The sequence below is a fragment of the Terrabacter sp. Soil810 genome (assembly GCF_001429645.1).
Lineage (GTDB): Bacteria > Actinomycetota > Actinomycetes > Actinomycetales > Dermatophilaceae > Terrabacter.
In genome coordinates this window covers 465,505-490,548 of the sequence record NZ_LMSW01000014.1, presented here as the reverse complement: position 1 = coordinate 490,548, position 25,044 = coordinate 465,505, and the positions used below count along the sequence as shown (strand labels likewise).

At 73.2% G+C, this 25,044-nt stretch carries 24 protein-coding genes; 14 read left to right on the top strand and 10 right to left on the bottom strand.

From position 1 onward, the window contains the following. Positions 1-88: 88 nt before the first annotated feature. On the top strand, positions 89-886 hold the full coding sequence (locus tag ASG96_RS20625) for an enoyl-CoA hydratase/isomerase family protein (RefSeq protein ID WP_200962730.1): 798 nt from the start codon (positions 89-91) through the stop codon (positions 884-886). Further along, positions 883-2,424, top strand: a complete 1,542-nt coding sequence (locus ASG96_RS20620; protein WP_057589169.1) for an acyl-CoA synthetase — start codon at positions 883-885, stop codon at positions 2,422-2,424. The genes ASG96_RS20625 and ASG96_RS20620 overlap by 4 nt, the downstream gene beginning before the upstream one ends. Before the next feature lie 15 nt (positions 2,425-2,439). Here ASG96_RS20620 and ASG96_RS20615 read toward each other — a convergent pair whose 3' ends face one another. Next, entirely contained in the window at positions 2,440-3,438 is a 999-nt protein-coding gene (locus tag ASG96_RS20615; protein ID WP_057589168.1) for a YdcF family protein, read from the bottom strand. Positions 3,439-3,515: 77 nt separating this feature from the next. Here ASG96_RS20615 and ASG96_RS20610 point away from each other — a divergent pair, with 77 nt between their 5' ends. Continuing rightward, entirely contained in the window at positions 3,516-4,916 is a 1,401-nt protein-coding gene (locus ASG96_RS20610) for an alanine--tRNA ligase-related protein (RefSeq protein WP_057589167.1), read from the top strand. Positions 4,917-5,086: 170 nt separating this feature from the next. Here the strand turns inward: ASG96_RS20610 and ASG96_RS20605 are convergent, their stop codons facing one another. After that, complete coding sequence (locus tag ASG96_RS20605) at positions 5,087-5,857, bottom strand: HNH endonuclease family protein (RefSeq protein WP_235509243.1); 771 nt, start codon at positions 5,855-5,857, stop codon at positions 5,087-5,089. A 122-nt stretch (positions 5,858-5,979) separates the two neighbouring features. On the opposite strand from ASG96_RS20605, the gene ASG96_RS20600 reads away from it, so the two are divergent. Further along, entirely contained in the window at positions 5,980-6,717 is a 738-nt protein-coding gene (locus tag ASG96_RS20600) for a metal-dependent hydrolase (protein WP_057589166.1), read from the top strand. Between the two features lie 48 nt (positions 6,718-6,765). Here the strand turns inward: ASG96_RS20600 and ASG96_RS20595 are convergent, their stop codons facing one another. Then, positions 6,766-7,635: a peptidase inhibitor family I36 protein gene (locus tag ASG96_RS20595; RefSeq protein ID WP_057589165.1), complete on the bottom strand. Its 870-nt coding sequence runs from the start codon at positions 7,633-7,635 to the stop codon at positions 6,766-6,768. Between the two features lie 198 nt (positions 7,636-7,833). Here ASG96_RS20595 and ASG96_RS20590 point away from each other — a divergent pair, with 198 nt between their 5' ends. Beyond that, complete coding sequence (locus ASG96_RS20590) at positions 7,834-8,610, top strand: metallophosphoesterase (RefSeq protein WP_057589164.1); 777 nt, start codon at positions 7,834-7,836, stop codon at positions 8,608-8,610. Positions 8,611-8,612: 2 nt separating this feature from the next. On the opposite strand, the gene ASG96_RS20585 is transcribed toward ASG96_RS20590, so the two are convergent. Both ASG96_RS20585 and pdxY read right to left on the bottom strand, forming a co-directional pair. Beyond that, a complete protein-coding gene (locus ASG96_RS20585; protein ID WP_056755193.1) occupies positions 8,613-9,881 on the bottom strand; it encodes an ATP-binding protein in 1,269 nt (422 codons plus the stop codon). A 244-nt stretch (positions 9,882-10,125) separates the two neighbouring features. Further along, positions 10,126-10,974 (bottom strand): pyridoxal kinase PdxY, encoded by an 849-nt coding sequence (pdxY, locus tag ASG96_RS20580; RefSeq protein ID WP_056755187.1) that lies wholly within the window; start codon positions 10,972-10,974, stop codon positions 10,126-10,128. Positions 10,975-11,027: 53 nt separating this feature from the next. Here pdxY and ASG96_RS20575 point away from each other — a divergent pair, with 53 nt between their 5' ends. From ASG96_RS20575 to ASG96_RS20560, 4 genes are all read left to right on the top strand, one after another. Continuing rightward, positions 11,028-11,384: a GntR family transcriptional regulator gene (locus ASG96_RS20575; protein WP_056755185.1), complete on the top strand. Its 357-nt coding sequence runs from the start codon at positions 11,028-11,030 to the stop codon at positions 11,382-11,384. Continuing rightward, positions 11,381-12,340 carry a DUF1648 domain-containing protein gene (locus tag ASG96_RS20570; RefSeq protein ID WP_057589163.1) on the top strand — a complete coding sequence of 320 codons (960 nt, stop codon included), beginning with the start codon at positions 11,381-11,383 and terminating at the stop codon, positions 12,338-12,340. Before ASG96_RS20575 ends, ASG96_RS20570 begins: the two co-directional genes overlap by 4 nt. A 108-nt stretch (positions 12,341-12,448) precedes the next feature. After that, entirely contained in the window at positions 12,449-12,778 is a 330-nt protein-coding gene (locus ASG96_RS20565) for a rhodanese-like domain-containing protein (RefSeq protein WP_056755178.1), read from the top strand. 107 nt (positions 12,779-12,885) lie between these two features. Beyond that, complete coding sequence (locus ASG96_RS20560) at positions 12,886-13,374, top strand: CD225/dispanin family protein (RefSeq protein ID WP_056755175.1); 489 nt, start codon at positions 12,886-12,888, stop codon at positions 13,372-13,374. A 1-nt stretch (position 13,375) separates the two neighbouring features. Here ASG96_RS20560 and ASG96_RS20555 read toward each other — a convergent pair whose 3' ends face one another. Beyond that, positions 13,376-14,704, bottom strand: a complete 1,329-nt coding sequence (locus ASG96_RS20555; RefSeq protein WP_057589162.1) for an amidohydrolase family protein — start codon at positions 14,702-14,704, stop codon at positions 13,376-13,378. A gap of 80 nt (positions 14,705-14,784) precedes the next feature. On the opposite strand from ASG96_RS20555, the gene ASG96_RS20550 reads away from it, so the two are divergent. Next, positions 14,785-15,432: a GntR family transcriptional regulator gene (locus tag ASG96_RS20550; protein ID WP_056755169.1), complete on the top strand. Its 648-nt coding sequence runs from the start codon at positions 14,785-14,787 to the stop codon at positions 15,430-15,432. Between the two features lie 8 nt (positions 15,433-15,440). Here the strand turns inward: ASG96_RS20550 and ASG96_RS20545 are convergent, their stop codons facing one another. Genes ASG96_RS20545 through ASG96_RS20535 form a run of 3 tightly spaced genes read right to left on the bottom strand, consistent with a single transcriptional unit; the run spans position 15,441 to position 18,267 of the window. Continuing rightward, positions 15,441-16,241 (bottom strand): hypothetical protein, encoded by an 801-nt coding sequence (locus ASG96_RS20545; RefSeq protein ID WP_056755166.1) that lies wholly within the window; start codon positions 16,239-16,241, stop codon positions 15,441-15,443. A gap of 40 nt (positions 16,242-16,281) precedes the next feature. Continuing rightward, positions 16,282-17,142, bottom strand: a complete 861-nt coding sequence (locus ASG96_RS20540; RefSeq protein ID WP_056755163.1) for an Fpg/Nei family DNA glycosylase — start codon at positions 17,140-17,142, stop codon at positions 16,282-16,284. Positions 17,143-17,154: 12 nt separating this feature from the next. After that, complete coding sequence (locus ASG96_RS20535) at positions 17,155-18,267, bottom strand: App1 family protein (protein WP_056755161.1); 1,113 nt, start codon at positions 18,265-18,267, stop codon at positions 17,155-17,157. A gap of 102 nt (positions 18,268-18,369) precedes the next feature. Between ASG96_RS20535 and ASG96_RS20530 the strand changes: the two genes are divergently transcribed. From ASG96_RS20530 to ASG96_RS20520, 3 genes are all read left to right on the top strand, one after another. After that, entirely contained in the window at positions 18,370-19,002 is a 633-nt protein-coding gene (locus ASG96_RS20530; RefSeq protein ID WP_200962729.1) for an N-acetyltransferase, read from the top strand. 68 nt (positions 19,003-19,070) lie between these two features. Then, entirely contained in the window at positions 19,071-20,117 is a 1,047-nt protein-coding gene (locus ASG96_RS20525) for a hypothetical protein (RefSeq protein WP_157611084.1), read from the top strand. A gap of 35 nt (positions 20,118-20,152) precedes the next feature. Beyond that, a complete protein-coding gene (locus ASG96_RS20520) occupies positions 20,153-22,078 on the top strand; it encodes a penicillin-binding transpeptidase domain-containing protein (protein ID WP_057589253.1) in 1,926 nt (641 codons plus the stop codon). A gap of 64 nt (positions 22,079-22,142) precedes the next feature. Here ASG96_RS20520 and ASG96_RS20515 read toward each other — a convergent pair whose 3' ends face one another. Further along, entirely contained in the window at positions 22,143-24,056 is a 1,914-nt protein-coding gene (locus ASG96_RS20515; RefSeq protein WP_057589159.1) for an N-acetylmuramoyl-L-alanine amidase, read from the bottom strand. A 279-nt stretch (positions 24,057-24,335) separates the two neighbouring features. Between ASG96_RS20515 and ASG96_RS20510 the strand changes: the two genes are divergently transcribed. Next, positions 24,336-24,947 (top strand): hypothetical protein, encoded by a 612-nt coding sequence (locus ASG96_RS20510; RefSeq protein WP_157611083.1) that lies wholly within the window; start codon positions 24,336-24,338, stop codon positions 24,945-24,947. Positions 24,948-25,044 lie beyond the last annotated feature (97 nt).

The window sequence follows — 25,044 nt, the reverse complement described above, 5'->3', positions numbered from 1 at the left end:
CCCGGGGCCGCGCCGGACGGCATACGCCCTCTGTCCTTCCCGTGGCCCTGGCCTGCCCAACCGGCGCCACGGGAGGCAGGATGAACCCGTGACGACGACGGTGCCGATGCTGTCGGTGTCCGGCGGCGTGGCCACGATCCGGCTCGCGCGACCCGACGCCGGCAACGCCGTGGACCTGCCCACCGCACTCGCGCTGCGCGACGCGGTCGCCGGGATCGCGAGCGCCTCGGAGCGGGTGCACGTGGTCGTCATCCGTGCTGACGGCCGGCTCTTCTGCGCCGGGGGAGACGTTCGCGCCATGGCCGCGGCCCCCGAGCGCCGGGCGTTCGTCGCCGAGCTGGCCGGCGTCCTGCACGAGGTGCTCTCGGCACTGCGGGCGCTGCCGACTCCTGTCGTCGCCGTCGTCCAGGGTGCGGCCGCCGGCGCCGGCGTGGGTCTCGTCCTCGCCTCCGACGTGGTGCTCGCCGCCGACCACGCGACGTTCGTGGCGGCCTACCCCTCCGTCGGACTGTCGCCCGACTGCGGCGTGAGCGCGCTCCTGCCCGCCGCGGTGGGCGCACGGCGGGCCGCTCTCTTCCTGCTCACCGGCACGCCGATCGACGCGGCGACGGCGCTCGACTGGGGGCTCGTCACCGAGGTGTGCCCCGCCGAGACGCTCGACGCCCGAGCCGGTGAGGTCGTCGCCGCCATCGCCGCCCTGCCGCGCGAGGCCGTGGGTGAGGCGGCCCGCCTGCTGCGCCGGTCGGGCGAGCGGACGTATGCCGCCCAGCTCGCCGACGAGGCCGCGACGATCGCGCGCCTCTCGGCAGGCGCCGAGGCCGGCGCCCTGCTCGCCGCCTTCGCCGCACCGCATCCCGACCGCCCGACCCACGGAGACACCCCATGAGCGCCATCACCTCGAGCACCGTCGACGACATCGTCCGCCGCAGCGCGTCGCGTCACCCCGAGCGCGTGGCGCTCGTCTTCGACGACCGCACGTGGACGTATGCCGCCCTCGACGACGCCGTGAGCCGCGCTGCCGCGCACCTGCTGGGTCTCGGGCTCGCCGCCGGTGACCGCGTCGCGACGGTCGGGGTCAACTCCGACGCCTACCTGCTCGCCTACCTCGGCTGCGCCCGGGCGGGCCTCGTGCACGTCCCGATCAACTACGCCCTCACGGGACCCGAGCTGACCTACCTGTTGCGCGACTCGGGCGCCCGGGTGGCGCTCGTCGACGTGGCGCTGCGGCCCTCCGTCGAGGCCGTGCGCGGCGACACCGACCTCGAGCAGGTGCTGCTGCTCCACGGCGGCGACGACGCGGTGCTGCCGGGCTGGAGCGAGGGCGACGTGCCCGTGCTCGACGTCGGGACGCGTGACACCGACATCGTCCAGCTGCTCTACACGTCCGGCACGACCTCGCAGCCGAAGGGCGCGATGATGACGCACCGCGCGCTCGTCCACGAGTACGTCTCGTGCATTGTCGGTCTCGACCTGCGCGAGGACGACGCCCCGCTGCACTCGATGCCGCTCTACCACTCGGCGCAGATGCACGTCTTCCTCCTGCCCTACCTCGCGGTGGGCGCGACGAACCACCTGCTGCCGCGCCCCGACGTCGCGACGATCCTCGAGCGGGTCGCCTCGCAGGGCATCGGGTCGCTCTTCCTCGCGCCGACCGTCTGGGTGCCGCTGTCGAACCACCCGGCCCTCGACACGGCCGACCTCGGCTCGCTGCGCAAGGCGTACTACGGCGCCTCGATCATGCCGGTCCCGGTGCGCGACCGGCTCCAGGAGCGACTGCCCGCGCTCGGCTTCTGGAACTGCTTCGGCCAGTCCGAGATCGGTCCCCTGGCGACGGTGCTGCGACCCGAGGAGCACGCCGAGCGACCCGAGGCGTGCGGCCGCACCGTCCTCTTCGTCGAGGCGCGCGTCGTCGACCCGGAGGGCGGCGACGTCCCGGCGGGCGAACCGGGCGAGCTGCTCTACCGCTCACCCCAGCTGTGCACCGGCTACTGGAACAAGCAGGACGCGACGACGGAGGCCTTCCGGGACGGGTGGTTCCACTCCGGCGACCTCGTGACCCGCGACGACGCGGGCTACCTCACCGTCGTCGACCGCATCAAGGACGTCATCAACACCGGCGGCGTCATGGTCGCCTCACGCGAGGTCGAGGACGCGCTCTACACCCACCCGGCCGTCGCCGAGGTGGCCGTCATCGCCACCCCCCACGAGCGCTGGGTCGAGGCCGTCACGGCCGTCGTCGTCCTCCGCGACGGGCAGACGGTGACCGAGACCGAGCTCGTCGACCACGCCCGCGCGACCCTCGCACCGTTCAAGCTGCCCAAGGCGATCCACTTCGTCGACGAGCTGCCCCGCAACCAGAGCGGCAAGCTGCTCAAGCGCGTGCTGCGCGACGACCTGGCGCAGCAGCAGCCCGCCACGCCCTGACGGGGCGGCGCGACGTCAACCGGGCAGGACGGCATACGCGAGGTAGGCCGTGAACGCGGCCCAGAGGCCGAGCCCCGCGAGGTTGGTGCGCGGGTGGAGCGTGAGCGCCGCGAGGAACTCACGCAGGAAGGCGCTCGGTAGGAAGTACCACGCCGTCGGGCCACCGGTGACGTCGGCGTCGATGCCGAGGCGCCGGGTCAGCAGGGCTGCACGCCCGACGTGGTAGTTGCTCGTGACCACGCGGAGGTGGCCGGCGGCCCAGAGCCCCCGCGACCGCAGGATCTCGCGCGACAGCAGCAGGTTCTCCTCGGTCGTCGTCGCCCGGTCCTCCGTCGCGACCGACTGGGGAGGTATGCCGTGCGCCACGAGGTAGGCGGTCATGGCCACGCCCTCCGCCATGGGCTCGTCGTCGCCCTGCCCACCGCTCGGGACGAGCAGCGGGTCGTGACCACGGTCGCGCTCCGCGCGCCAGGCGTCGGCGGCCGCGTCGAGCCGGTGGGCGAGCAGCTGCGGCACCGTGCCGCCCACGAGCCCCGACCCGAGCACGACGACCGCCGCGGGATCGGGCCGCACGCTGTGGCGGCGGTACGTCAGGCAGTAGAGCGCGTAGCCGGCGAACGCGAGCGCCGGGTAGCCCGGCAGCAGCAGGACGACCGCGCCGACGACGGCCGGACCCGACGTGCCCGCCGTGCCGGACGTGCCGGACCCGACGAGCCCGATGGCGGCGACGGTCGCGGCAAGCATCGCCAGGCCGAGGACGAGCGCCACGACGTTGGTCGGGCCGCGGCCCTCGGGACGCACCAGTCGCAGACCGTTGCCGACGAAGAGGAGCCCCAGCACGACCGACGCGGCCCACGGCAGGACGAGCACGCCCACCCCCACCGCCGAGAGCGCGGCCCAGATCGCTCCGAGGAGGAGGACCCCGGTGCGCCAGCGGCGGGGATCGGTGCGTGCGGCGTGGATCGCGAGACCCAGGAGCGCCACGACGAGGACGAGGTCGACGAGCGGGCGCATGCGACGAGCATGCCTGCCCGAGTGGCCCGTCGCGAAACCGACTGGTGGATCGAGCGTCCCGGGTGTCGAATCAGGACATGGACGCAGACGAGATCCGCAGCGCGTTCCTCGACCACCTGGCCCGGCACGGCCACGCGGTCATCCCGCGTGCGCGGCTCGTCCCGGACGACGACCCGACCACCCTCTTCACCGGCAGCGGCATGCAGCCGCTGCTCCCCTACCTGCTCGGCGCCGAGCACCCGGGCGGGCGCCGGCTCGTCGACAGCCAGACCTGCCTGCGCGTCCAGGACATCGAGGAGGTCGGCGACAACCGGCACACGACCTTCTTCGAGATGCTCGGCAACTGGAGCCTCGGGGACTACTTCAAGGACGAGCAGCTCCCCCAGTTCTGGGGTTTCCTCACCGACACGGTCGGCCTGGACCCGGCCCGGCTCTACGTGTCGTGCTTCATCGGGGACGCGGCGAACGGCATACCCAAGGACGACGAGTCGGCCGCGGTGTGGACGCGGCTCTTCGCCGAGGCCGGGGTGAGTGCCGACCAGGTCGAGGTCGACACCGAGGAGCACGCCGCAGAGGTCGGCACCGGCGGCGCACGGATCGCCTTCTACGGCAAGAAGAACTGGTGGTGTCGCGAGGGATCGGCCGATGACATGCCGGTCGGTGAGCCCGGTGGACCCGACACCGAGGCCTTCTACCTCTTCCCGCACGTCGAGCACGACCCTGCCTACGGCGCGCACTGCCACCAGAACTGCGACTGTGGCCGGTTCATCGAGCTCGGCAACTCCGTCTTCATGGAGTACCGCCGCACCGAGACCGGCTTCGAGCCGCTGCCGCGCCGCAACGTCGACTACGGCGGCGGGCTCGAGCGCATCGCCGCCGCGGCCATCGACTCGCCCGACGTCTTCCGCATCAGCCTGCTGCGGCCCATCGTCGAGCGGCTCGAGGAGCTGTCGGGGCGCGCCTACGACGACGAGACCCTCGCGATGCGGGTCATCGCCGACCACCTCCGCGGCGCGACGTTCCTCGCCGTCGACGGCGTGCGGCCGAGCAACAAGGCCCAGGGCTACGTCATGCGCCGGCTCGTGCGCCGGGCCGTCCGGTTCGCCGTCGACCTGGGCATCGACGACAACTTCTTCCCGCACGTCGTCCCCACGGTCGCCGAGGTCTACGCCGCCGCCTACCCCGAGGTGGCCGCTGCCGCCGACGACGTCGTCGCGGTGCTCGCGCGGGAGGAGCACGCGTTCCGAAGGACGCTGCGCCGCGGGCTCGAGCGGCTGGAGAGCCACCGCGACACCGGCATCACCGGCGCGGACCTCTTCGTGCTCCACGACACCTACGGCTTCCCCGTCGAGCTGTCGACGGAGGTGGCGCTGACGCAGGGCATGTCACTGAGCGAGAGCTGGCGCGAGGAGTTCGACGAGCAGATGGCGCAGCAGCGGGCCCGCTCGCGCGGTGAGCAGGCCGGTCAGGCCCGATGACGGCGAATCGGCACGAATCGTCCGGCGATTCTGCCCAACGAGCGCGCCTCGTCCCGTACCGTGTCCTACTGGAAGGGCCGGGATTGGCTGCCACTCCACCCCTCCCTCACGGCTTGGCAGTCAGGTGGGGCCCGGCCCTTCCCCCATGCCCGCCGGTCGGCGTGGCCCGCTCAACGCGCGCGCGAGCACCCGGCGAGGACACGGGCGATCTGCACCGCCTCTGCCGCCGTGACCCACAGGTGGTAGCGCGACTTCACGGCGACCTGGCGCGCCACGTAGGTGCAGCGGTACGCCTTGTTCGGCGGCAGCCACGACGCGGCGTCGGCGTCGCGCTTGGCGCTGTTGGTCGGCCCGTCGACGGCCAGCAGGTTGAGCGGGTCGTTCGCGAGGGTCGTGCGCTGGGTCGGCGTCAGCTGCTGCGCTCCGGTGACCCAGGCGTCGCCGAGCGCCACGACGTGGTCGATCTGCACCCGTGACGAGGTGGACCGCCCGCGGGTGAAGACGATGGTGCGGCCCGTGTAGGGGTCGGCGAGCGTGCCGGCGAGCACGACGCATCCGTGCGTGCCCGGCTTGAGTCGCTCGGCGGTGAGATCGCGGCGGAGGACGTCGTTGCGGGTGTCGCAGCCGTTGTGGCCGCCGCTGACGTCGACGTCGTCGGTCCACGCCGGCCCGAAGGCCTCACGGTCGTAGCCGGTCCGGGGTGCCCGACCCTTGATCGGGAGGGCCGCGAGCGCCGTGACGGCGTCACGCACCTGCGCGGGAGTCATCGACGGGACGAACGACGGCCCGGGGACGGACGACGGCCCGTCGACGCGCGGCGAGGCGTAGGTGACACCGGCCCCGGGCGACGGGAGCGGGAGTCCGCAGCCTGCGAGCACGGCAACGGCCGCGACCACCGCGGCGCGAGAGGGCAGAATCCTGGGGAGGCAGCCATCAGACACGGTCGGCAACCCTGCCACACAATGGGATTCGCCCGCACGAGACGCGCCGTCGACTCGATCCCGCTGTCAGGGAGTTCGCCACGGCTGGCTAGAGTCTCCGCTCGTGCGATCGGTGGCCCGCGGTGCTCGGTAGGACCCATGCCCTGTCGGGCGCCGTCGCAGTCCTCGCCCTGACGCCACTGCTCCGCGACCACGGCGTCACGGTAGACGCGTGGGCGGTCCCCGTCGCGGCCGTCACGGCGGCGGCCGCCGCCGTGCTGCCGGACTTCGACCACGCCGACGCGACGCCGGCCCGCTCCCTCGGTCCCCTCACGGCCGGACTCGCTTGGTGCGTGGGCCTGGTCAGCGGAGGACACCGCAACGGGACGCACTCGTTCGTCGGCCTCGCCGCGTTCACCGGCCTGGCCGCCTACCTGACGAACGTCGGCGGACTGCCCCTCGGACTGTTCCTGTCGTTCCTCTTCGCCCTCGCTGCGGCGGCCCTGCGCGTCACCATGGTCCGCGCGACAGTGGGCCACACCCTGCTCTGCCTGCTCATGGGCGCGATGCTGACCCGAGGCGCCGTGCTCGACTCCTTCCCTGTCGGGGTCGTGCCCTGGGCCGTGGCGATCGGGGTCACCGTGCACCTGCTCGGCGACATGGCCACGGTGCAGGGCTGCCCGCTGTTCTGGCCCGTGCACGGCCACCGCTACAACTACCTGGCTCTCAGCACGGACCACGCCGTCGAGCGCTACGTCGTCGGGCCCGCGCTCACCCTCGCCGCTGCCTGGCTCGTCGTGACGATGGCCGGCGGCGTCGACGTCCTCGGTCCGGCACTGCGGACCACGTGGCACACGGTCCAGCTGGTCGTCCCGGGCTGAGGTCCACGTCCAGGGTGTGGCCGACGGCGCCGGCCACACCCCCACGCGTCACTGGCAGCAGGCGTTGTAGCCGCGGTCCATCCAGAACTGGGTGGGCACCGGGTTCACGAGCGTCGTGTCGCTGCTGAACGTCGCGGCGGTCTGCCGGCCGGGGCGCATCTCGACATGGGTGTGCGTGGCGGGCGCCCCACGGGCCGCCTCGTCGCCGATCTTCTGGCCCTTCGAGATCGACTGTCCCACGGCGAAACCCAGCGGGTTGAGGTGGAGGTAGACGACGGTCTTGGCGTAGGTCGCGTTGTAGACCGCGAGCGTGGACAGCGCGTCCGTCGAGTCGCTCCCCTCCGTCACGCGGGTCACCGTGCCGCCGAGGACGGCGAAGACGTCGGCACCGGACGCGTAGGCGACGTCGATGCCCTCGTGCCGTCCGGGCGTGTTGAGGTAGCCGTCGAACCACGCCGTCACGCGGGCACCGGCCGCGTGGTAGACGCCGTACTCGAACGTGTCATCGGCGGCGTCACCGACGATGTGGCCGGCGTTCTCGTTCTTCAGCTCGGCACGCAAGTCCGCCTTGGTGCCGGGCTCGACGGAGTCGATGGCCCCGGAGTAGCCACTCCGGTAGAAGACGGTCGCGACGGCGCTCTCGCGGTTCCAGACCGACGCGGCGTTGTTCTTGACGCACTGTCCCTGGCCGTTGCCGGCCGAGACGAAGGTGATGCACCCGGTCCCGGTGCCGTAGTCCGACTGGCTGGTGGCGAGGTCGACGAGAGAGCCTCCGTTGCCGGAGTTGTAGTAGAGGCAGAACTCACCCGACTCGCAGACGCCGTTGCGCGACGTGGCGGCCTGAGCCGTGGGTGCCGTAGCCACGACGGCTCCGGCGAGCGCTGCCGCGGCTGCGGCGAGCGCGATCTTCTTCTTCATGGTGTCCCCTGTGTGGTCGTGGGGCCGTGGCCCCCGGGCCCCGCCGGGCGGTCGCCTGCGGTGCGTCCCGAGGCCGACGCTAGGGCAGCGGGCACCGGCGCGGCGCGGCGAAGGACGGGGAGCACTCCCCGTCCTGCCCCCGGGACCGCGCTCGGTCGACGACGGTCGCGCGGGAACGGGCGTTGACATAGTGGTTCCATGACGAGATCCATCGCCGTGCTGAGCGACACCCACGGAGTCCTCCCGTGCCTCGACGCCGTGCTGCGCGAACCGGACGTCGAGGCGGCCGACCTCGTGGTCGTCACGGGTGACCTCGCCGCCGGACCGCAGCCGACGCAGGTCCTCGACCGGCTCCTCGAGCTCGGTGACCGCGTCGTGCTCGTGCGCGGCAACGCCGACCGGGACCTCGTCACGGTCGCCCGCGGAGGGCAGCTGCCGGAGGGCACCCCGGCCGTCGACCTGTGGGCGGCCGGCCGGCTCACCGACGCCCACGTCGATCTGCTCGACGGGCTCCGGCACCCGGTCACGGTGGCTCTGGAGGGCGTCGGTGACGTGCTGTTCTGTCACGGCACCCCTCGCGACGACGACGAGGTCGTGCTCGTCGACACCCGCCCGGCGCAGTGGGCGAGGGTCCTCGCCGAAGTCCCCGACACGGTGCGCGTCGTCTGCTGCGGGCACACCCACATGCCGTTCGCCCGTCTCGTCGACCGGCGCTGGGTGGTCAACAGCGGCAGCATCGGCATGCCCTACGGCAGCAGCGGGGCCCCGTGGACGCTGCTCGACGCGTACGGCGTCCACCTGCGCACGACCGCCATCGACCCCGACCGGGTGGCCCGGTCGGTCGTCGAGCAGAGCGAATTCCCCGACGTCGCCCAGTGGGTCGAGGACTACGTGCTGTCAGCGCCGTCGGACCTCGACGCGCTGCGCGCCTTCGCCCACCGGGACGGCCGCGTCGAGACCTGGGACCGCCCCTGACCTCAGGACTGGGTGCGCAGGTAGCGCCCGAAGTGCGGGACGGTGAAGGCGATGAGCCCGCGCTCGCCGGAGTAGATGAGGCCCTTCTTGATCAGGGCGTCGCGTGCGGGCGAGAGCGACTGCGGCTTGCGTCCCAGCACGTCCGCCACGGCCGACGTCGGCACCGCCTCGCGCTCGGTCACCCCGTCCCGGACGTATGCCGTGGCGTCGCCACCCGCTGACCCGTCGCCGTCGGGGCCGGCCTCCGCCGCAGACGGGTTCACGAGGGCGGCCTCGGCCATGGCCCGGAGGTACTCGCGCTCGGCGGGCGTCGCGCGCTCGAAGCGGGAGCCGAAGAAGCCGACCGCGAGCTCGGACTCCGCCTCGGGCACGGCGACGCGGATGTCCTGGGCGGTGACCGGCGAGGAGGGCGCGACGTCCCACACGACCTTGCCGTAGGCCTGGATGAAGTAGGGGTAGCCGGCGGTCACGGCGTACATCTCGTCGAGCGCCTCGGGCGTGAACTCGCAGCCCTCCTCCGTGGCGGGCCCGACGAGGGCCTGGTCGGCGGAGTCGCGGGGCAGCCGGTCGATGCGCGAGTAGCGGAAGAGGCGCTCGGAGTAGGACTTCGAGGCCGAGAGCACGGCCGGCAGGTGCGGCAGGCCGGCACCGACGACGATGACGGGCAGGCCCGACTGCGAGATCTCGTGGCACGCCGCACAGAGGGCCGACACGTCGTCGGGGTCGAGGTCCTGCATCTCGTCGATGAAGAAGGCGACGCCCTTGCCGACGTCGGCGGCGAGACCACCGATGTCGGTGAACAGCTCGACGAGGTCGATCTCGATGTCGCCCGAGTCGGCCCGCCCGGTGAGGGCCGGGACGTCGATGCCGGGCTGCCACCGGTCACGGAGCTTCGCCCCGGTCGGCGCGTCACGCAGCGCGAAGGCCTTGATGATGCCGAGCACCTGGTCGACGTCCTCGCCCCGCGGGTGCCCCAGCTCGCGCACGGCCTGGTGGGCGGCCGCGGCCAGGGGGCGGCGCAGGCGCTGGTCGGGGCGCGCCTCGAACTTGCCGGTGCCCCAGTCGGCCCGCACGGCCGAGCTGCGCAGCGCGTTGAGCAGGACGGTCTTGCCGACGCCGCGCAGGCCGGTCAGCACGATGGAGCGCTCGGCACGACCCCTGGCGATCCGCTCGAGCACGACGTCGAAGGTGTGCAGCTGCTCGTCACGACCGGCGAGCTCGGGCGGGCGCTGGCCCGCGCCCGGGGCGTACGGGTTCGTGATCGGGTCCACGCTCGGAGGCTATACGCATCTCTACCGAAAACCTGAGACGTCCCGATCGACCGCGATCGGCGCGTCGCGGCGGGCGTCGTCAGCCCGGGCACCGGCACCACCGCAGGCACCGACTCGATGGCATCCGAACTCGTTTGATTCGGATTCCAGTGAATAAGGGCATGGAAAAGCGCCGTTCCGCACGGTCAGGGGTGGTCATGCGGAACGGCGCGTTGCGACTATAACGCTCTCTGGGGCGAAACGGTCAAGTGATCGAAGAGATTTCAAAAACTTCGTCGGGGTGCGCGATCGCGTCCTGCTCCGCGACGAGGAGCATCTCGTCGGAGCCGCTCGCGTGGGTGCGCTCCAGCACGGCATACATCGTCGCCGCCGTGCGGCGGAGGGCCACCTCCGGGCCGTCGGTCAGGTAGTGCGCGAGGAAGACCGCAGCGGTCACGTCGCCCCCGCCGCGCACCGTCATCGGCAGCATCGGGGTCGTCACGACCCAGGCGTCGTCGGCCGTGACACAGGCCATCTGGATCGAGCCCTCGGGGGTGTCGGAGGTCAGGGCGCTCGTGACGAGCACGACGGACGGCCCCTGCGCGACGAGCTCGCGGGACGCCGCGACGAGGTCGGCCTGCGTCGCGACCGCGCGGCCGACGAGGAACTCGAGCTCGAACTGGTTGGGTGTGACGATGTCGGCCTTCGGCACGACGTGGTCGCGCATGTACTCGGGGATGCCCTCGCGCACGAAGAAGCCACGGCCGACGTCGCCCATGACCGGGTCGCAGCAGTAGACCGCGGACGGGTTGGCCGCCTTGACCCGCGCGACGGCGTCGAGCACGACCTCGCCGACCGACTCGGCGCCCTGGTAGCCCGAGAGCACGGCGTCGATCGCCGGGAAGGCACCCCGCTCCTCGACACCGTCGATGACGGCTGCGACGTCGGCGGGCGCGATGAGCGGGCCCTTCGTCGAGCCGTAGCCGGTGTGGTTGGAGAAGGTCACCGTGAGGACGGGATAGACGTCGTGGCCGAGCCGCTGGAGCGGGAAGACCGCGGCCGAGTTGCCGGCGTGGCCGTAGGCGACGTGGGACTGGATCGACAGGATCTTCACGGCCCCACCCTAGCCGTCTGGCTTTGACGGTTAGTTCTAGCCATAATAGAACTATGTTGTGGCAGGTGGACCCCACGTCGAGCACGGCGCTGCACGTGCAGGTGGCCGCCTGCGTACGGCGCGAGATGGCCTCGGGCCGGCTCGCGAGGGGCGACCGCCTGCCCCCGGCGAAGGAGGTCGCCGCCGTGCTCGACGTGAACCTCCACACCGTGCTGCGCGCCTACCAGTCCCTGCGCGACGAGGGGCTCATCGACCTGCGCCGGGGCCGCGGGGCCGTCGTCAGCGCGACGGACCCCGGGAGCGACGCCCGCCTGCGCACGCTCGCCGCCGAGCTCGTCGCCGAGGCGCGACGCGTCGGCGCCACCACGACCGACCTCACCCGACTCATCGAGAGCGAGTTCCAGCGATGACCACCGACCGCCGCCCCACCCACGCCCTGGTCGCGAGCGCCGTGCTGGCTCCCGTCGTGGCCGCGGTCGGCACGGGGCTGGCGTATGCCGTCCGCGACCTCGTGCCGGACCAGGTGGCCGTCCACTGGGGCCTGGACGGCGAGCCGGACCGCTGGCAGTCCTACCCGTCCGCGGTCGTCACGGCGGCCGTCATCACCACCGTGATGCCGCTCGCCCTCGTCGCTCTCGCCGCGGTCATGCACCGCTCGGCCCGCGGCCCCCTCGCTGCCGTGGCCGGCGGTCTCGCGGTGTTCCTCGGGGGCCTGCTCTTCGGTGGCCTCGTCGCGCAGCGACCGGGCCAGGTGCCGCAGGCGTTCCCGCCCCAGTGGGTGGTGCCCACCCTCGTGCTGACCGCCGTCGCCGCCATCGGGCTCTGGCGCTGGGGTCGCACGACGCCGCCCGACGTCACCGGCACCCGCCCACCCCTGCCCGCCGATGCACGCCGGCTCGACGTCGCGCCGGCCACGCGGCTGGCGTGGACCGGTCGCGCGAGCCTGCCCGTGGGTCCGACGGCGGTGCTGGCGGTCGTCGTGGGCCTGCCGCTCGTCTGGGTGGCGCTCGCAGGGCTGCCCTGGGTGTGGGTGCTGGCGCTCGGCCTCGGCACCCTGCTCGCCGTCACCCTCTCCGCCCGCGTGACGGTCGACGCCTCCGGGCTCCGGGTGTCGAGCGCGGGCCTCTCGTGGTCCCGCGTGCCCCTGGAGCGCGTGGCCTCGGCCGGCACGACGACGGTCTCGCCGCTGCGCGAGTTCGGCGGATGGGGCTGGCGCATCGGGGTCGACGGCCGCCGGGGCTACGTCACGCGTGCCGGCGAGGCCCTCGTCGTGCACCGCATCGGTGAGCCCGACGTCGTCGTCACCGTCGACGACGCCGACGAGGCCGCGGCCGTGCTCAACACCCTCGCCGCCCGGGCGTCCTGACCGACGGACGCCCGTTGGTCGCCGCGCGACGCCCACCCCGGCGTGTCCCACCGCGTGTCGCCGGCGGGCGCTGACCAACGGTCGTCGGTCGGATGCGGTCGTGTCACGATGGAAGGCATGAGCATTCCCACCACGACCGTGTCCGAGCTGCCCGACGACGCCGTCCTCGTCGACGTCCGCGAGGCCGACGAGTGGGCCGCGGGCCACGCCCCCAACGCCATCCACATCCCGCTCGCGGAGCTGCCGGCGCGCATCGACGAGCTGCCCGAGACGGACGACACCGTCGCCATCGTCTGCCGCATGGGCGGCCGGTCGGCACGGGCGGTCCAGTGGCTCGTGCACCAGGGCTACGACGTCGCCAACGTCGAGGGCGGGATGCTCGAGTGGGAGCGCGCCGGCAAGCAGCTCGCGGCGGACGGTGATCCCAGCATCATCTGATCCCCGATTCGTCCGGTTCGCGCCCGCAACCGCACTCTGCATGGAACGCTGTCGCTCCTGACGGGTCTCACCAGTGACCGGCCCGCCGAGCCAGGAGCACGCCGACCATGGACGACCGTCGACCCGATCCCACGCAGGACACCTGGTCGGGGTGGCTGCCCGACCTCGACTCGCCGGACAGCAGCACCCCGATGACCGCGGTGACGGCGCCGTCCCGAGCGGACGGCGCCCCCGCGCCCTCGATCCCCCCGCGCGTGCCGCTGCCGCCGCCCGCGAACCGGGTCGACCCGCTGCCGTATGCCGCCACCCCCATCCCCGAGTGGGTCGGCCCCCGCAGTGGCCAGGCACCGCCACCCCCGACCCGCCTCGGCTGGGCGATCGTGTGCACCCTCTTCTGCTTCATGCCGTTCGGGATCGTCGCGATCGTCAAGTCCACCCAGGTCAACCCGAAGTGGGCCCTCGGCGACTGGGACGGGGCACGGGCTGCCTCCAGGTCGGTCAAGACCTGGTGCCTGCTCGCGGCTCTCATCTCACCCGGGAGCTCGGTGCTGCTGTTCGCGTGCTCCGCGGTCGCGCACGTGGCCAACTCCCTGTAGCTCAGTCCTGACGGACCACGGCCCCCTGGGCGACGACGACCCGGACACGCTCGACCGCGCCGCCGTCGTCGATCGGGTTGCCGTCGACGACGAGCAGGTCCCCGAAGCCACCCGGCACGAGCCGCCCGCCCTGACGCGACCACCCGAGCAGTCGGGCGGCGCTGGTCGTCGCGGCCCGCAGGGCGTCGAGCGGGGTCAGTCCGGCCTCGACGAGCAGGCGCACCTCCGAGCCGATGGGGTCGACGTCGGTGCCGAAGGAGTCGGTGCCGGCCACGACGGTGACCCCGCGCTCGTGGGCCTCGCGGACGGCCTTCATGAGGATCGGGGTGTACTCCCGGCCACGGGCGTCGAGGACGGGGTCGCTCGAGCCGATCATGCCGCTGATGGCGGCGAGCGTCGGCGTGAAGTGCGTGTCGCGCCGGGCCATCTCGGAGATCGTCGCGTCGCTGACGAAGACGCCGTGCTCGATGCTCCGGACGCCCGCCCGCACGGCGCCGTCGATGCCCTCGGCGCTGTAGGCGTGGCAGAGCACCGGACGCCCGCTCGCCGCGCGGACCACGGCCGTGAGCTGCTCACGGTCGTAGACGAGCTCACGCGGGTCCTGCTCGGCGAGGCCGGCTCGCGGGTTGGCCCGGGTCTTCACGACGTCGACGCCGCGGGAGACGTTGACCCGCGTCACGTGGGCGATGTCGTCGGTCGAGGTGACGCCGCCCGGAAGCGAGGCGAGCGGTGCGAGCTCGGGGTCGGCGAGCAGCGAGTCCCCGAGCTGCGGCGAGACGAAGATGCCGGCTGCCCGCATGCGCGGCGCGAGGCCGGGGACGGTGTCGGGCAGCGAGCGCATCGCGACGTCCTGGTAGAAGGACGACGAGCCGCTGCGCACCGACGTGGCGCCGGCCCGGAGCAGGGCGCGGGCGTCGGCGAGCGCGTTGGCGTGGACGTGCACGTCGACGAGCCCGGGCACCACCCAGCGCCCCGAGGCGTCGATGCGGCGGGCCGCGGAGCCGACGGAAGCCACGGCCCGTCGGGTCGCGTCGCGCGAGCCGACGGCGAGCACCAGACCGTCCCGGATGACGACGACGCCGTCCTCGACGACGTGGCCGGTCAGCGGGTCGACGACCGAGCCGCCCTCGACGACGAGCGGGACCGCCGTCGTCGACCGGACCGATCCCGCACCGCGGGGCGTCGCCGAACCAGCGGCTGTGGCGGACGAGGCCGAGGCGACCCCGGCGGCTGTGACGCCCGCGAGGACCGCGGCCCCGGCGAGGACGTTGCGGCGCGAGAGGGACGCGGGCGGCAGGGACGGCGCGGCGTCGTGGTCGTGCAGGCACATTCGGGACCTCCAGGGGTTAGGCTCGGGCCGAGCCATTTTTGGTATACCGATTTGGTATACCAACTGAGGAGGGGTGGTCAATGCCTACTCGTGAGGAACATCCGGGATCGCTGCGCGACTCCGTCACCGGGGCGCTGCGCCAGCGCATCGTGTCGGGCGAGCTCGCGCCCGGCACCCGCGTCGTCGAGCGGCAGGTCGCCGAGCAGCTGGGCGTCTCCCGGGTGCCGGTGCGCGAGGCGCTGCGCGCCCTCGAGCGCGAGGGCTTCCTCGAGGAGCGCGCCACCCGGGGCATGGTCGTACGCCGCCTCGACCCCGAGGACGTCGCCATGCTCTTCGCGGTGCGCGAGTCCCTCGAGGTCGTGCTCTCCCACCGGCTCGTCGACGTGCTCGACGACGACGGTCTCGCGACCCTCGACGACCTCGTCGCCGAGGCCGACGGCCATGCCCGCGCGGGACGCCACGCCGACGCCGTGGGCGCCAACGCCGCCTTCCACGCCGCCCTCGTCGACCTCGCCCACAGCCGCGTGCTCAGCTCGATCATCGAGCCGGTCGCCGGTCGCATGGCCTGGCTGCTCAACCAGCACACGGAGCCGGGCGCCATGGTCGCCGAGCACCGGGCGATCGTGGCGGCGCTGCGCTCCCGCGAGGCCGACCGCGCGGCGGCGGTCTTCAGCGACCATCTCGCGAGCAGCCGAGCCGCCGTCGCGAGCGTCGACGCCTCCGACTGACGGGCCGGTCAGGCGACCGGGATCGTCGCCGGCGGGGTGCAGACCAGCTCGTCGCCCTGCGGCGCCTTCGAGGGGGCCTCGACCACGCCACCTCCGACCGCGGACGGACGGGCCTGCGCCGTGCGGTCGTCGACCTGGACGCAGAGCTGCCACTGCTTCACGCCCGGGTCGACGGGGGTGCGCGGGGCCTCGAACGACTCACTCGGCACGTCGAGCGTCGGGGGCGACACGGCATACGCCTTCCCGGTGATGCTGGCGCCGGGGGCGATCGTGTGGCCGCCCATGACGGGGGCGGCGGCGAAGCGGACGTTCGGGCCGGGCGCGAAGCCCTGCTTGCCGAGGCGCAGCACGCCGGACTGCTCGTAGACCCAGGCGTGCTTGAGGTCGACGTCCGCGGGGAGCGTGGCGCTGCCGAGGTCGGCGGGCACGACGTCGGAGGCGAGGACGGGCTTCGTGCCGGTGTTGGTCAGCGTGTAGTCCACGACGAGGCCGGGAGCCGCCGCGATCCCGGCACCCGTCGACCCGGCCTCCGGGCCGCCCGGCGCCATCGTCGCCTCGAGGCGCACACCGCCCGCCGTGACCGTCTCGCCGCCGGCACCGGCATCGCCTGCGGACGACGCGGGGGCCGATGAGGCAGCCGTCCCGCCGTCACCGGCAGGCGTGGGCGCGCCGGGAGACGGCGTCGCCTGCCCGCAGGCACTCGTGACGAGCACGGCTCCGAGGACGAGCGCGACGACGGGACGGACCGGGTGGAGGGGGCCGCGCAGGGCGCGGGGCGTGGACGGCTTCATGACGGTGAAGACAACCACGACGACGGAACCGTTGCATTCCGGACGAAGCCGTCGGCGCTCACTTGAGCAGCTTGGACATCCGCCGGTCGGCCAGCGGCTTGCCGCCGGTCTGGCAGGTGGCGCAGTACTGCAGCGACGTGTCGGCGAAGGACACCTCGCGCACGATGTCGCCGCACTCCGGGCACGTCTGCCCGGTGCGGGCGTGGACGCGCATGCCCGCGCGCTTGGCGTCCTTGAGCTCCTTGGCCGGCTTGCCCGACGCCGTCGTGACCGCGCCCTCGAGCGTGTCGCGCAGGGCGGCGTACAACCGGTCGACCACCTCGGGGGCGAGCGTGCCGGCGATGGCGAACGGGCTGATCTTGGCGACGTGGAGGATCTCGTCGGAGTAGGCGTTGCCGACGCCCGCGATGAACTCCTGGTCGCGCAGCAACCCCTTGATCTGGGTGCGCCGCCCCTCGAGCATCGACCGGAACTGCTCGAGCGTGAAGTCGTCAGCCATCGGGTCGGGCCCGAGGCGCGCGATGCCGGGCACCTGGGCGGGGTCGGTGACGATGTAGGCCGCGAGCGACTTCTTCGTGCCGGCCTCGGTCAGGTCGAAGCCCGAGCCGTCGGACAGGCGCACCCGCAGGGCGATCGGCGACTTGCCCGGCCGCACGACGGTGGACGGCAGCTGGTCGGACCAGCGCAGCCAGCCGGCCCGCGCGAGGTGGAAGACGAGGTGGGTGCCGTCGGCGTCGATGTCGAGGAACTTGCCGTGGCGGTGGACGCCGTCGATGGGCGCACCCTCCAGGGCCTGCGGCGGCGGGTTGAACGTCTTGAGCACGCTGAACGACGCGAGCTCGACCTTCGTGATGGCGAGGCCGTCCGTCCGCTCGGCGAGGAAGTCGACGAGCGCCTGCACCTCCGGCAGCTCAGGCATGGGCCCAGTCTGTCACCCGGAGCCGACGGGACGGCCCGGACGCGAGGGCTGCTCATCGGTCGCGACGGCCTCGCCCACCTTGCCGGCACGCTCGAGGACGCGGAGCATCCCGTGCCCGTCGGCCGCCGAGAAGGTCGGGACCGAGCGCGACGCCCAGGGGCGGATGGGCGAGTCGATCTTCATCGGGTTGGACAGCACCTGCTCGGTCGGCGACAGGTGCCGGATGCAGATGGCGTCGACACGGTCGGGCCGCGCCTCGGCGAAGTCGGCGTAGATCTGGGGGTCGTGCTGGCCGTCGTCGCCGATGAGCAGCCACGTGATGTCGGGGAAGTCGCGGGCCAGCCGGTCGAGGCAGGTGCGCTTGTGCGCCTGGCCGCTGCGGAACCACCCCGTGTTGGTCGGGCCCCAGTCGGTGAGCATGAGCGGGCCGAGGGGGAAGCCGTTCTCGACGAGGAACCGGTTGAGCGTGGCTGCGGCGTTCCAGGCGCCCGTCGACACGTAGACGATGGGCGCGCCGGGGTGCGCCGACAGGATGCGGCGGTACATCGGGGCCATGCCCGACACCGCGTGACGTGCCTTGCCGCGGCGCACGAACGTGTTGAACGCCGCGATCATCGGGCGGGGCAGCATCGTCGTGATGACGGTGTCGTCGATGTCGCTGACGATGCCGCGCGTCACGCCGTCGGCGACGATGAAGACGTCGGCCGCGACCGGGGCGGTGCCCTGCACCTCGACCACCACCTGCTGCCACCCGGGGGCCAACCCGTGGTCGCGCGCGACGATGTCGACGTGACCGCCACGGTCGGACCGGCCGTAGACCTCGCGGTCGCCCGCCGTGACCTTGACCGGGACCCCCGTGGCGGGCGAGGTGATGAAGGCGCGCCAGCCCCGGTCGTAGCGGGCCGGGCTGAGGGCGCCGGTCGCGTCCTGCCGTGACTCGGGGCCCTCGACGTCCTCGCGGCCCTTGCGCCCGAGGAGGATCCGCGCGTAGACGCGGACGAAGGAGGACGAGCCGTAGCCGACGTGGGTGATGACCCGGTTGCCCCAGCCGCGGCTGCGGAGCACGCGCTCGATCTGCTCGTGGACGGTGTCCTCCACGATGGCGGCCGCGTGCGGTCGGGACATGGCCACAACCTACCCGGCGGGGGCGCTGGGAGAGCAGCGGGCGGGTGCCAACAGGTGGACCCCGGCGGGCGCCCGGCCGACGCGGCGGGTTTGATGGACGCCGTGCATCCCATTGCCGAAGTCCTCAGCAAGGCCGCAGGCGGCGACTTCCCTGCCGTGGACGGCGCCTGGCAGCGTGTCGAGCCGTGGCGTCCCGGGGTCGAGGGCGTCGTGGCCTTCACCGGCCACGCCTACCTCGCCGTCGACGACGACGTCTCCGACGGCACCCTGGACTCGCTGAGCCCCGACGGCTTCGGCGGCGCGAGCAACCCGCGCCTCGTCTCGCGCCTCGCCGGCACCGGCTGGATCGACGCCCTCGACATCATCCTCGTGGCGCGCGGCACGGGCGGCGAGCCCGCCCTCGTGGCGCGCAGCGACCTCCGCAACCACCCCCGCGCCGAGCACGCCACCTCCGTGCGCAGCGAGGTCACGACGTTCGGGTATGCCGCCCCCGACGACCACACGCTCGTGACCATCTCGACGGGGCTGGGCGGGCTGCCCGAGCTGGGCCTCGAGACCGACCCGTCCAAGGACCACGTGGGCACCGACGTGGTGCGCGACGCCCTGACGCTCATCGAGGAGGGCGACGTCGTCGTCGCGGCGTGCGCCCCCGGCAACGCGCGGGCGCTGCGCGCGTTCCTCGCCGCCGGCTTCGAACCGGTGGCCTCGGTGCAGCTCTGGCGACCCGAGCGCTAGCCGGGGCGGGCGGGCTCCAGGCCAGCCGACGATTGGCGGATGTCGGTCAGTCATGATCGGATCTGCGCGTGGACACCGGCGTTGACGTGGGCAGTGGGGCGCACCATCGGCCTGCCCGCGACCGTCTCTGGCCGGTCCTTCCCCTCGCGGCGGCGGCCTGGTGGGTGGTCGGCGCGCTGCCCTGGACCATCGACGGCCTCGGCGCACGGTCACCGCGCAACTGGCCCTACGACGTCGCCACCGGCTCGGCGACCGACGGCTACATCAGCCTGCTCCCCTTCACCACGGCGCGCCTCGGGCTGCTCCTGACCATCACGCTCGTCGGCGGGGCCGCGGCTGCGCTCGCGACCCTGTGGGTGCGACGGCGCACCGGGCGGCGGCTCGCCCTGGTCGCCCTCGCGACGCTCGGCGCCCTGACGACCGCGGCCTACACGGTCGCCCAGTCGGCGGGCGCCACCCGACAGCTCGGCAGCGACTTCGACCGCGACGACCGCGTCATCCTCGGCGTCCTCGCCATCGCGGTCGTCGGCACGGTCCTCGGGCTCGCGCTCGGCCTGCTCGTCGCCCTCGGTGGCCCGGTGCTGCGCGCGCTGGCCGCGGCCCCGCTCGCGGTGGCCCTCGGCAGCTGGGTCAGCGCCGTCGTCGTCGCGCTGCTCGGCCTCGAGCGGTCGCAGGGCCTGCTGCAGTGGGCCGCGGTCGTCGTGGGCGTGGCGGAGGGTCTCGCCCTGGCCGGTCTGGGGCTGCGACCGGCCCGGCGTCTCCTCGCGTGGGCGGCCGTGCTCGTGCTCCTGTCGGTCTGCGCCGCCGGGCAGACCGCCTTCTCCTACCTCGCCTCCTACCTCCGGCCGCGCTCGGGCCTGCCCAACGGGCTGCGCCACCACGTCGAGGCGAGCCGCGACGTCTTCGTCGCCGCCCTCTCGCCCGCCAACCAGGCCTGGGGCGTGCACCTCGTCGCGATCGTCGTCGGCCTGCTCGGGTCGCTCGTGCTGTGGCGCCGTCCGGGCCGCCCCCCGCGCCCGTCCCGCCCGTCCGGTCCGGGGTCGGCCGCCGAGGCCCGCCCCCGGCGTACGACCGTTCCTGCAGACGACCGTCACGCCGACGCCACGATCTCATGACACGGGCGCTGCGACCCGGCACGTACCGTGGAGCCATGCTCAGGGGATCTCGCGCCAGGACTCTCGTCGCCGTCTCGCTGTCGGGGGTGCTCGTCGGCACGCTCGGTGCGGGCTGCTCGCTCTTCCAGTCGCCGCCGAAGCCCGACGACACCGCACGCGCCCTCGCGACCGGCCTGGCCACGGGTGACCTCGGCGCGGTCACCTTCAAGGGCACGACGCCGGCCAGGGCGACCGCCTTCGTCAAGGCGGCCTACAAGGACCTCGGCACGCTGCGTCCGCAGGTGTCGCTGAGCGAGATGAGCCACAACGAGGGCTCCGACCACGCCACGGCCACGCTCTTCAGCCGCTGGGACGTCGCGACGTCCGCCACGGACTGGACCTACGAGACGCAGGTCGACATGACCCTCGTCGACGACCAGTGGCGGGTGTCCTGGACGCCCGGCGTCGTGGCGCCCCGGCTCACCTCCGACGAGACCCTCGACCTCGCCCACAAGTGGCCCCAGCGCGCCGACATCGTGGACGGCTCCGGCGCCAAGATCATGACCGAGCGCGAGGTCGCCGCCGTCGGCATCGACAAGACGAAGGTGTCCGGGACCGAGGCCACGGTCTCGGCGAAGAAGCTCGCTGGGCTCCTCGACATCGACCCCGCCACGTTCGCGGCCAAGGTCGAGGCGGCCGGCTCGAAGGCCTTCGTCGAGGGCGTGACCCTGCGCGCGACCGACCCGATCATCGAGAAGCAGGGCGCCGCGATCGAGAAGGTCAAGGGCGCGCTCACGGTGCCGACGATGCAGGTGCTCGGCCCGAGCCGCACCTGGGCCGCCCCGATCCTCGGCACCGTCGGCGAGGCCACCGCCGAGCAGATCGAGGCCTCGAAGGACACCCTCGAGGCCGGCGACACCGTCGGCAAGAACGGCCTCCAGTACCGCTACGACGCCCGGCTGCGCGGCACGCCCGGCCTGGCGGTGCACGCCGTCAAGCGCAGCGCCGACGGCAGCGTCCTCGACAAGCGCGAGCTCTTCGCCGAGCAGTCGACCGAGGGCGAGCCGCTGACCATCACGCTCGACCCCAAGGCGCAGTCGGCGGCCGAGGCCGCCCTCGCCAAGCAGACGAAGCACCCCACCGCGCTCGTCGCCGTCCGCGTGTCGACGGGTGAGGTGCTCGCCGCCGCCGTGGGACCCGCCGCTGCCGGGACGACGCTCGCCCTCGCCGGCAAGGAGGCGCCCGGCTCGACCTTCAAGATCGTCAGCTCGCTCGCCAACGTGCGCAAGGGCGCCACGGCCGACACCACGCTGCCCTGCACCGAGACGCTGACCGTCAACGGCCGCCGGTTCAGCAACTACACCACCTACCCCAAGGACAAGCTCGGCGACATCCCGATGCGGACCGCCCTCGCCTTGTCGTGCAACACGGCCTTCATCAGCCAGTACAAGAAAGTGAGCCAGGGCGACCTCGTGACGGCCGCGCAGTCCCTCGGCATGGGCGAGAAGCTCGACCTGCCCTTCACCGGCTTCCTCGGCTCGGTGCCGAGCACCGACGACGTCGTCGAGCACGCGGCCTCGTTCATCGGCCAGGGTCGCGTCGAGGCCTCGCCCCTGACGATGGCGGTCGTCGTCGCCTCCGTCATGAAGGGCCAGACGGTGCGGCCGCAGCTCGTCGCCGGCATGACCGCGCTGCCCAACCCGGCCACGCCGCTCGACCCCTCGGAGGCGGGCGTGCTGCGCCAGGAGATGCGCGCCGTCGTCGACGAGGGCTCCGGCCAGGTCCTCAAGCCGCTCGGCGTGGAGTACGCCAAGACCGGCACCGCCGAGTTCGGCACGAAGAGCCCGCCCGACACCCACGTGTGGATGGTCGCCGGCCGTGGCGACATCGCCGTCGCGGCCTACAACGAGGTCGGCGACAACGGTGTGACGGGCGCCGCGCCCTTCATCGTCAGCTTCCTCAAGGCGTACGACCTCCGCTGACACCCGTCGAAGGGCCACCGACCTTCCGGTTTGTGGCCCTTCGACGGTTGGGGGGTGCCGTTGGCTACTGGGCCTGGACGACGTCGACGTCGGCCGCGCGCACGTAGGCGAAGCGGTGGCCGAGCGACACCTGGTAGTAGCGGTCCTGCCCGACGACGTCGGTGTGGTCGTTCGGGGTGTCGAGCGAGAACGTCGACGCGCGGTAGTAGTCCGTCGGCACCGTGAGGTCCGCGACGGCATACCGCTGACCGGCGGCGAAGGAGTACTGCAGCGGCGTCACGGCCTGCACCGGGATGCCGGTCGGGTAGGCGGCGGCCTCCGGGTAGGCGCGCCCGTAGACCGGCACCGAGGTGCGCCCCGCCTTGGGCACGACGTAGGAGCCCGTGACGGAGATCGCGGTCGGGTCGGTCGCGGGGTTGAGGAACCAGCCCTTCGTGCCGTTGAACCAGATCGCCGTCCAGTCGCCCTGGCGCTCGGCGACGGCGTACTCGACGCCAGCCGCGGCCCGGGCGCCGATGTCACTGACACCCGTGGTCGACGCCGCGCCGCTGGAACGCAGACCGACGTCGGGGATGAGCGGTGACGCCGCGTCGGGAGCCTGGTGCAGGTAGACGAAGTTCGTGCCCTGCGGCGTGCAGGCGACCCCGGCGGTCGCGCAGCCGGTCACCTGCTGCTGGTTGTCCTCGAAGCCCGGCAGGATGCGCACGAGGTCGGTCGAGGTCGGCGAGCGGTGACCGTTGAGCGGAGCGCCGAGCAGCTGGAAGTAGTGCTCCCAGTCCCAGTAGGGGCCCGGGTCCCAGTGCATGCCGGCGACCGTGCCCGGGATCGTGCCCGGCACCTGGTCGTGGCCGAAGACGTGCTGACGGTCGACGGGGATGTCGTACGTGTCGGCGAGGTACGTCACGAGGCGCGCGGACGAGCGGTACATCGGCTCGCTGAACCACTCGGCACCGGTGGCCGCGAAGCCCTCGTGCTCGAGGCCGATCGAGTGGGTGTTGACGTACCAGTTGCCGGCCTGCCAGGCGATGTCCTTGCCGAGCACGTGCTGGGCGATGTGCCCGTCGGACGACCGCAGGGTGTACTGCCACGACACGGCGCGCGTCGGGTCCTGCACCGAGGCGATCGTCGAGGAGTAGGTGCCCTCGGTGTTGTGGATGACGATGCTCGTGATCTCGGGCGAGCGCGGCCGGTCGGCGAGGTCGTGGTTGACGTATGCCGTGGGGCTGGGTCCCGTCTGGCGGTACGTCGCCGGGATCCACTCGCAGTCGACGCTCGGCGGGCACTCGGCCACGCCGGGCCGGGCCTTCTCGAGGCCGAGACGGGCGAGCTGGCCCTTCTGCGGCGTCGTCGACGTCGCCATCAGGGTGACCTCCTTGCCGTCGACGGTGCGACGCGAGGCCCCGGTCGTCAGCGCGGTGAACGCGTCGTCGGCGAAGACCGCGGCCGAGCGCTCCTCGCCCGACCCGGACCCGGCGGCCACGGCGGCATACCACTTCCCCGGGTCGGAGCCCGCGCCCACGGGCAGGCCGAGCTTCTCCTGCTCGGCGGCCAGCAGCGCGGCGCCGCCACGGATGTTGGCGAGCTCGTCGGTGCGCAGCGCCTCCTCGGACAGACCGGTCAGCCGGGCCGCCTCCGCGAGCGTGTCGGTGACGCCCTCGGGCTGCGTCGAGGCCTCGCCGAGGCCCTTGCCGTCGACGTCACCGAGGTCGGCGTCGACGAGGTGCATCGGTCCGTAGCCGCCCGACGTGCTGTGGCCCGGGTGGAAGTCCCAGCGGGTCTGCGCGTAGGACACCGCCTCGAGCAGGCTGCGGGGCACGCCGTACTCGGACGCGGCCGCGGCGAAGGCGCGCTCACGACTCGCCGGGTCGCTGCCCGTGGCCGCCGCCGACGGGTCCGCGGCCTGTGCCGTCGGGCTCGCCAGGGCCAGGCCTGCGGCGACCGCGGCGACGGCGCCGAGCGCCGCCACGGACCGACGCACCCGGCGGGCCCCTGGAGTTCGGTGTGGTGTGGAGTTGGGTATCACTCGATCGTCCCTTTCGTATCCCTGGTGACCGCAGACCGCTGAGCGCCGACGTGGGTCCGTCGGCGTCGCGCCCCTGCGGATGGGTGCGTCCGGCCCCGAGCCCGACACACACCTCTGACACCGAGCATTCCCGCGCACCCCGAGGCCCGCCACTTGAAACCGTCACCGAAGCGTTGCCCCCGATCCACCATGTCGCGCGTGCATCGGCCGCCGCAGGGGGGCAGCATGGTCTCCATGGGGCGCGCAGGCCTGTGCGTGGGGTTGGCCATCGCAGCATCCTTCGTCGGGGGGTGCGGCGTCGCCACGCCCGACGACAGGTCCACCGACGGTGCGGGCTCGACGCCGACGTCGGCCACGTCCTCGACGACCTTGCCGCTGCGCTTCGGTGCCGGGGGCGACGACTCGATCCCGCCCTCCTACGGGCCGGCGTTCCCGCTCACGCTGCGCCGCACGGGTGGCATCGCCGGCTTCGACGACCAGATCGTCCTCGAGGCCAACGGCCGGGTCCGCGTCGACACGCTCTCGGTCCACGGGCGCGTCTGCACGCTCAGCGCGCCACTGCAGCGCCAGCTCGTCTCGCTGCTAGCGACGCTGCGCCTCGGCTCCTCGACCACCGGGCCGCCGATCGACGGGTCCACGGTGCTCGACCCCGACGCCGTCCCCGAGAGCGACCCGATCACGATCTCCGTCACCGACCACCAGGCCCGCGCGATCGACCTCAGCGACCCGTCGCTCGGCGAGATCTCGGGCCTCGTCGGCGTGCTCGTCAGCGACGTCACCCTCTCGGTGCCCGCGACGACCCGGTGCACGACGCCGACCACGCTTCCGGTCACGGCCGCTCCCTGAGCGGCCGCGCGGCCGGCGCCCCCACCACACGCACGAGGTCGGTATGCCGCGGGGCTGACCCGGCGGCATACCGACCTCTGTGGTGCGTGTCCTTCTG

Coding starts and splice junctions, on each gene's coding strand:
- ASG96_RS20555 (WP_057589162.1), bottom strand. CDS start 14,704: ATGTGCCTGCACGACCACGACGCCGCGCCGTCCCTGCCGCCCGCGTCC.
- ASG96_RS20615 (WP_057589168.1), bottom strand. CDS start 3,438: ATGCGCCCGCTCGTCGACCTCGTCCTCGTCGTGGCGCTCCTGGGTCTC.
- ASG96_RS20550 (WP_056755169.1), top strand. CDS start 14,785: ATGCCTACTCGTGAGGAACATCCGGGATCGCTGCGCGACTCCGTCACC.
- ASG96_RS20565 (WP_056755178.1), top strand. CDS start 12,449: ATGGAAGGCATGAGCATTCCCACCACGACCGTGTCCGAGCTGCCCGAC.
- ASG96_RS20540 (WP_056755163.1), bottom strand. CDS start 17,142: ATGCCTGAGCTGCCGGAGGTGCAGGCGCTCGTCGACTTCCTCGCCGAG.
- ASG96_RS20535 (WP_056755161.1), bottom strand. CDS start 18,267: ATGTCCCGACCGCACGCGGCCGCCATCGTGGAGGACACCGTCCACGAG.
- ASG96_RS20570 (WP_057589163.1), top strand. CDS start 11,381: ATGACCACCGACCGCCGCCCCACCCACGCCCTGGTCGCGAGCGCCGTG.
- ASG96_RS20575 (WP_056755185.1), top strand. CDS start 11,028: ATGTTGTGGCAGGTGGACCCCACGTCGAGCACGGCGCTGCACGTGCAG.
- ASG96_RS20620 (WP_057589169.1), top strand. CDS start 883: ATGAGCGCCATCACCTCGAGCACCGTCGACGACATCGTCCGCCGCAGC.
- ASG96_RS20590 (WP_057589164.1), top strand. CDS start 7,834: ATGACGAGATCCATCGCCGTGCTGAGCGACACCCACGGAGTCCTCCCG.
- ASG96_RS20610 (WP_057589167.1), top strand. CDS start 3,516: ATGGACGCAGACGAGATCCGCAGCGCGTTCCTCGACCACCTGGCCCGG.
- ASG96_RS20560 (WP_056755175.1), top strand. CDS start 12,886: ATGGACGACCGTCGACCCGATCCCACGCAGGACACCTGGTCGGGGTGG.
- ASG96_RS20510 (WP_157611083.1), top strand. CDS start 24,336: ATGGGGCGCGCAGGCCTGTGCGTGGGGTTGGCCATCGCAGCATCCTTC.
- ASG96_RS20595 (WP_057589165.1), bottom strand. CDS start 7,635: ATGAAGAAGAAGATCGCGCTCGCCGCAGCCGCGGCAGCGCTCGCCGGA.
- ASG96_RS20520 (WP_057589253.1), top strand. CDS start 20,153: ATGCTCAGGGGATCTCGCGCCAGGACTCTCGTCGCCGTCTCGCTGTCG.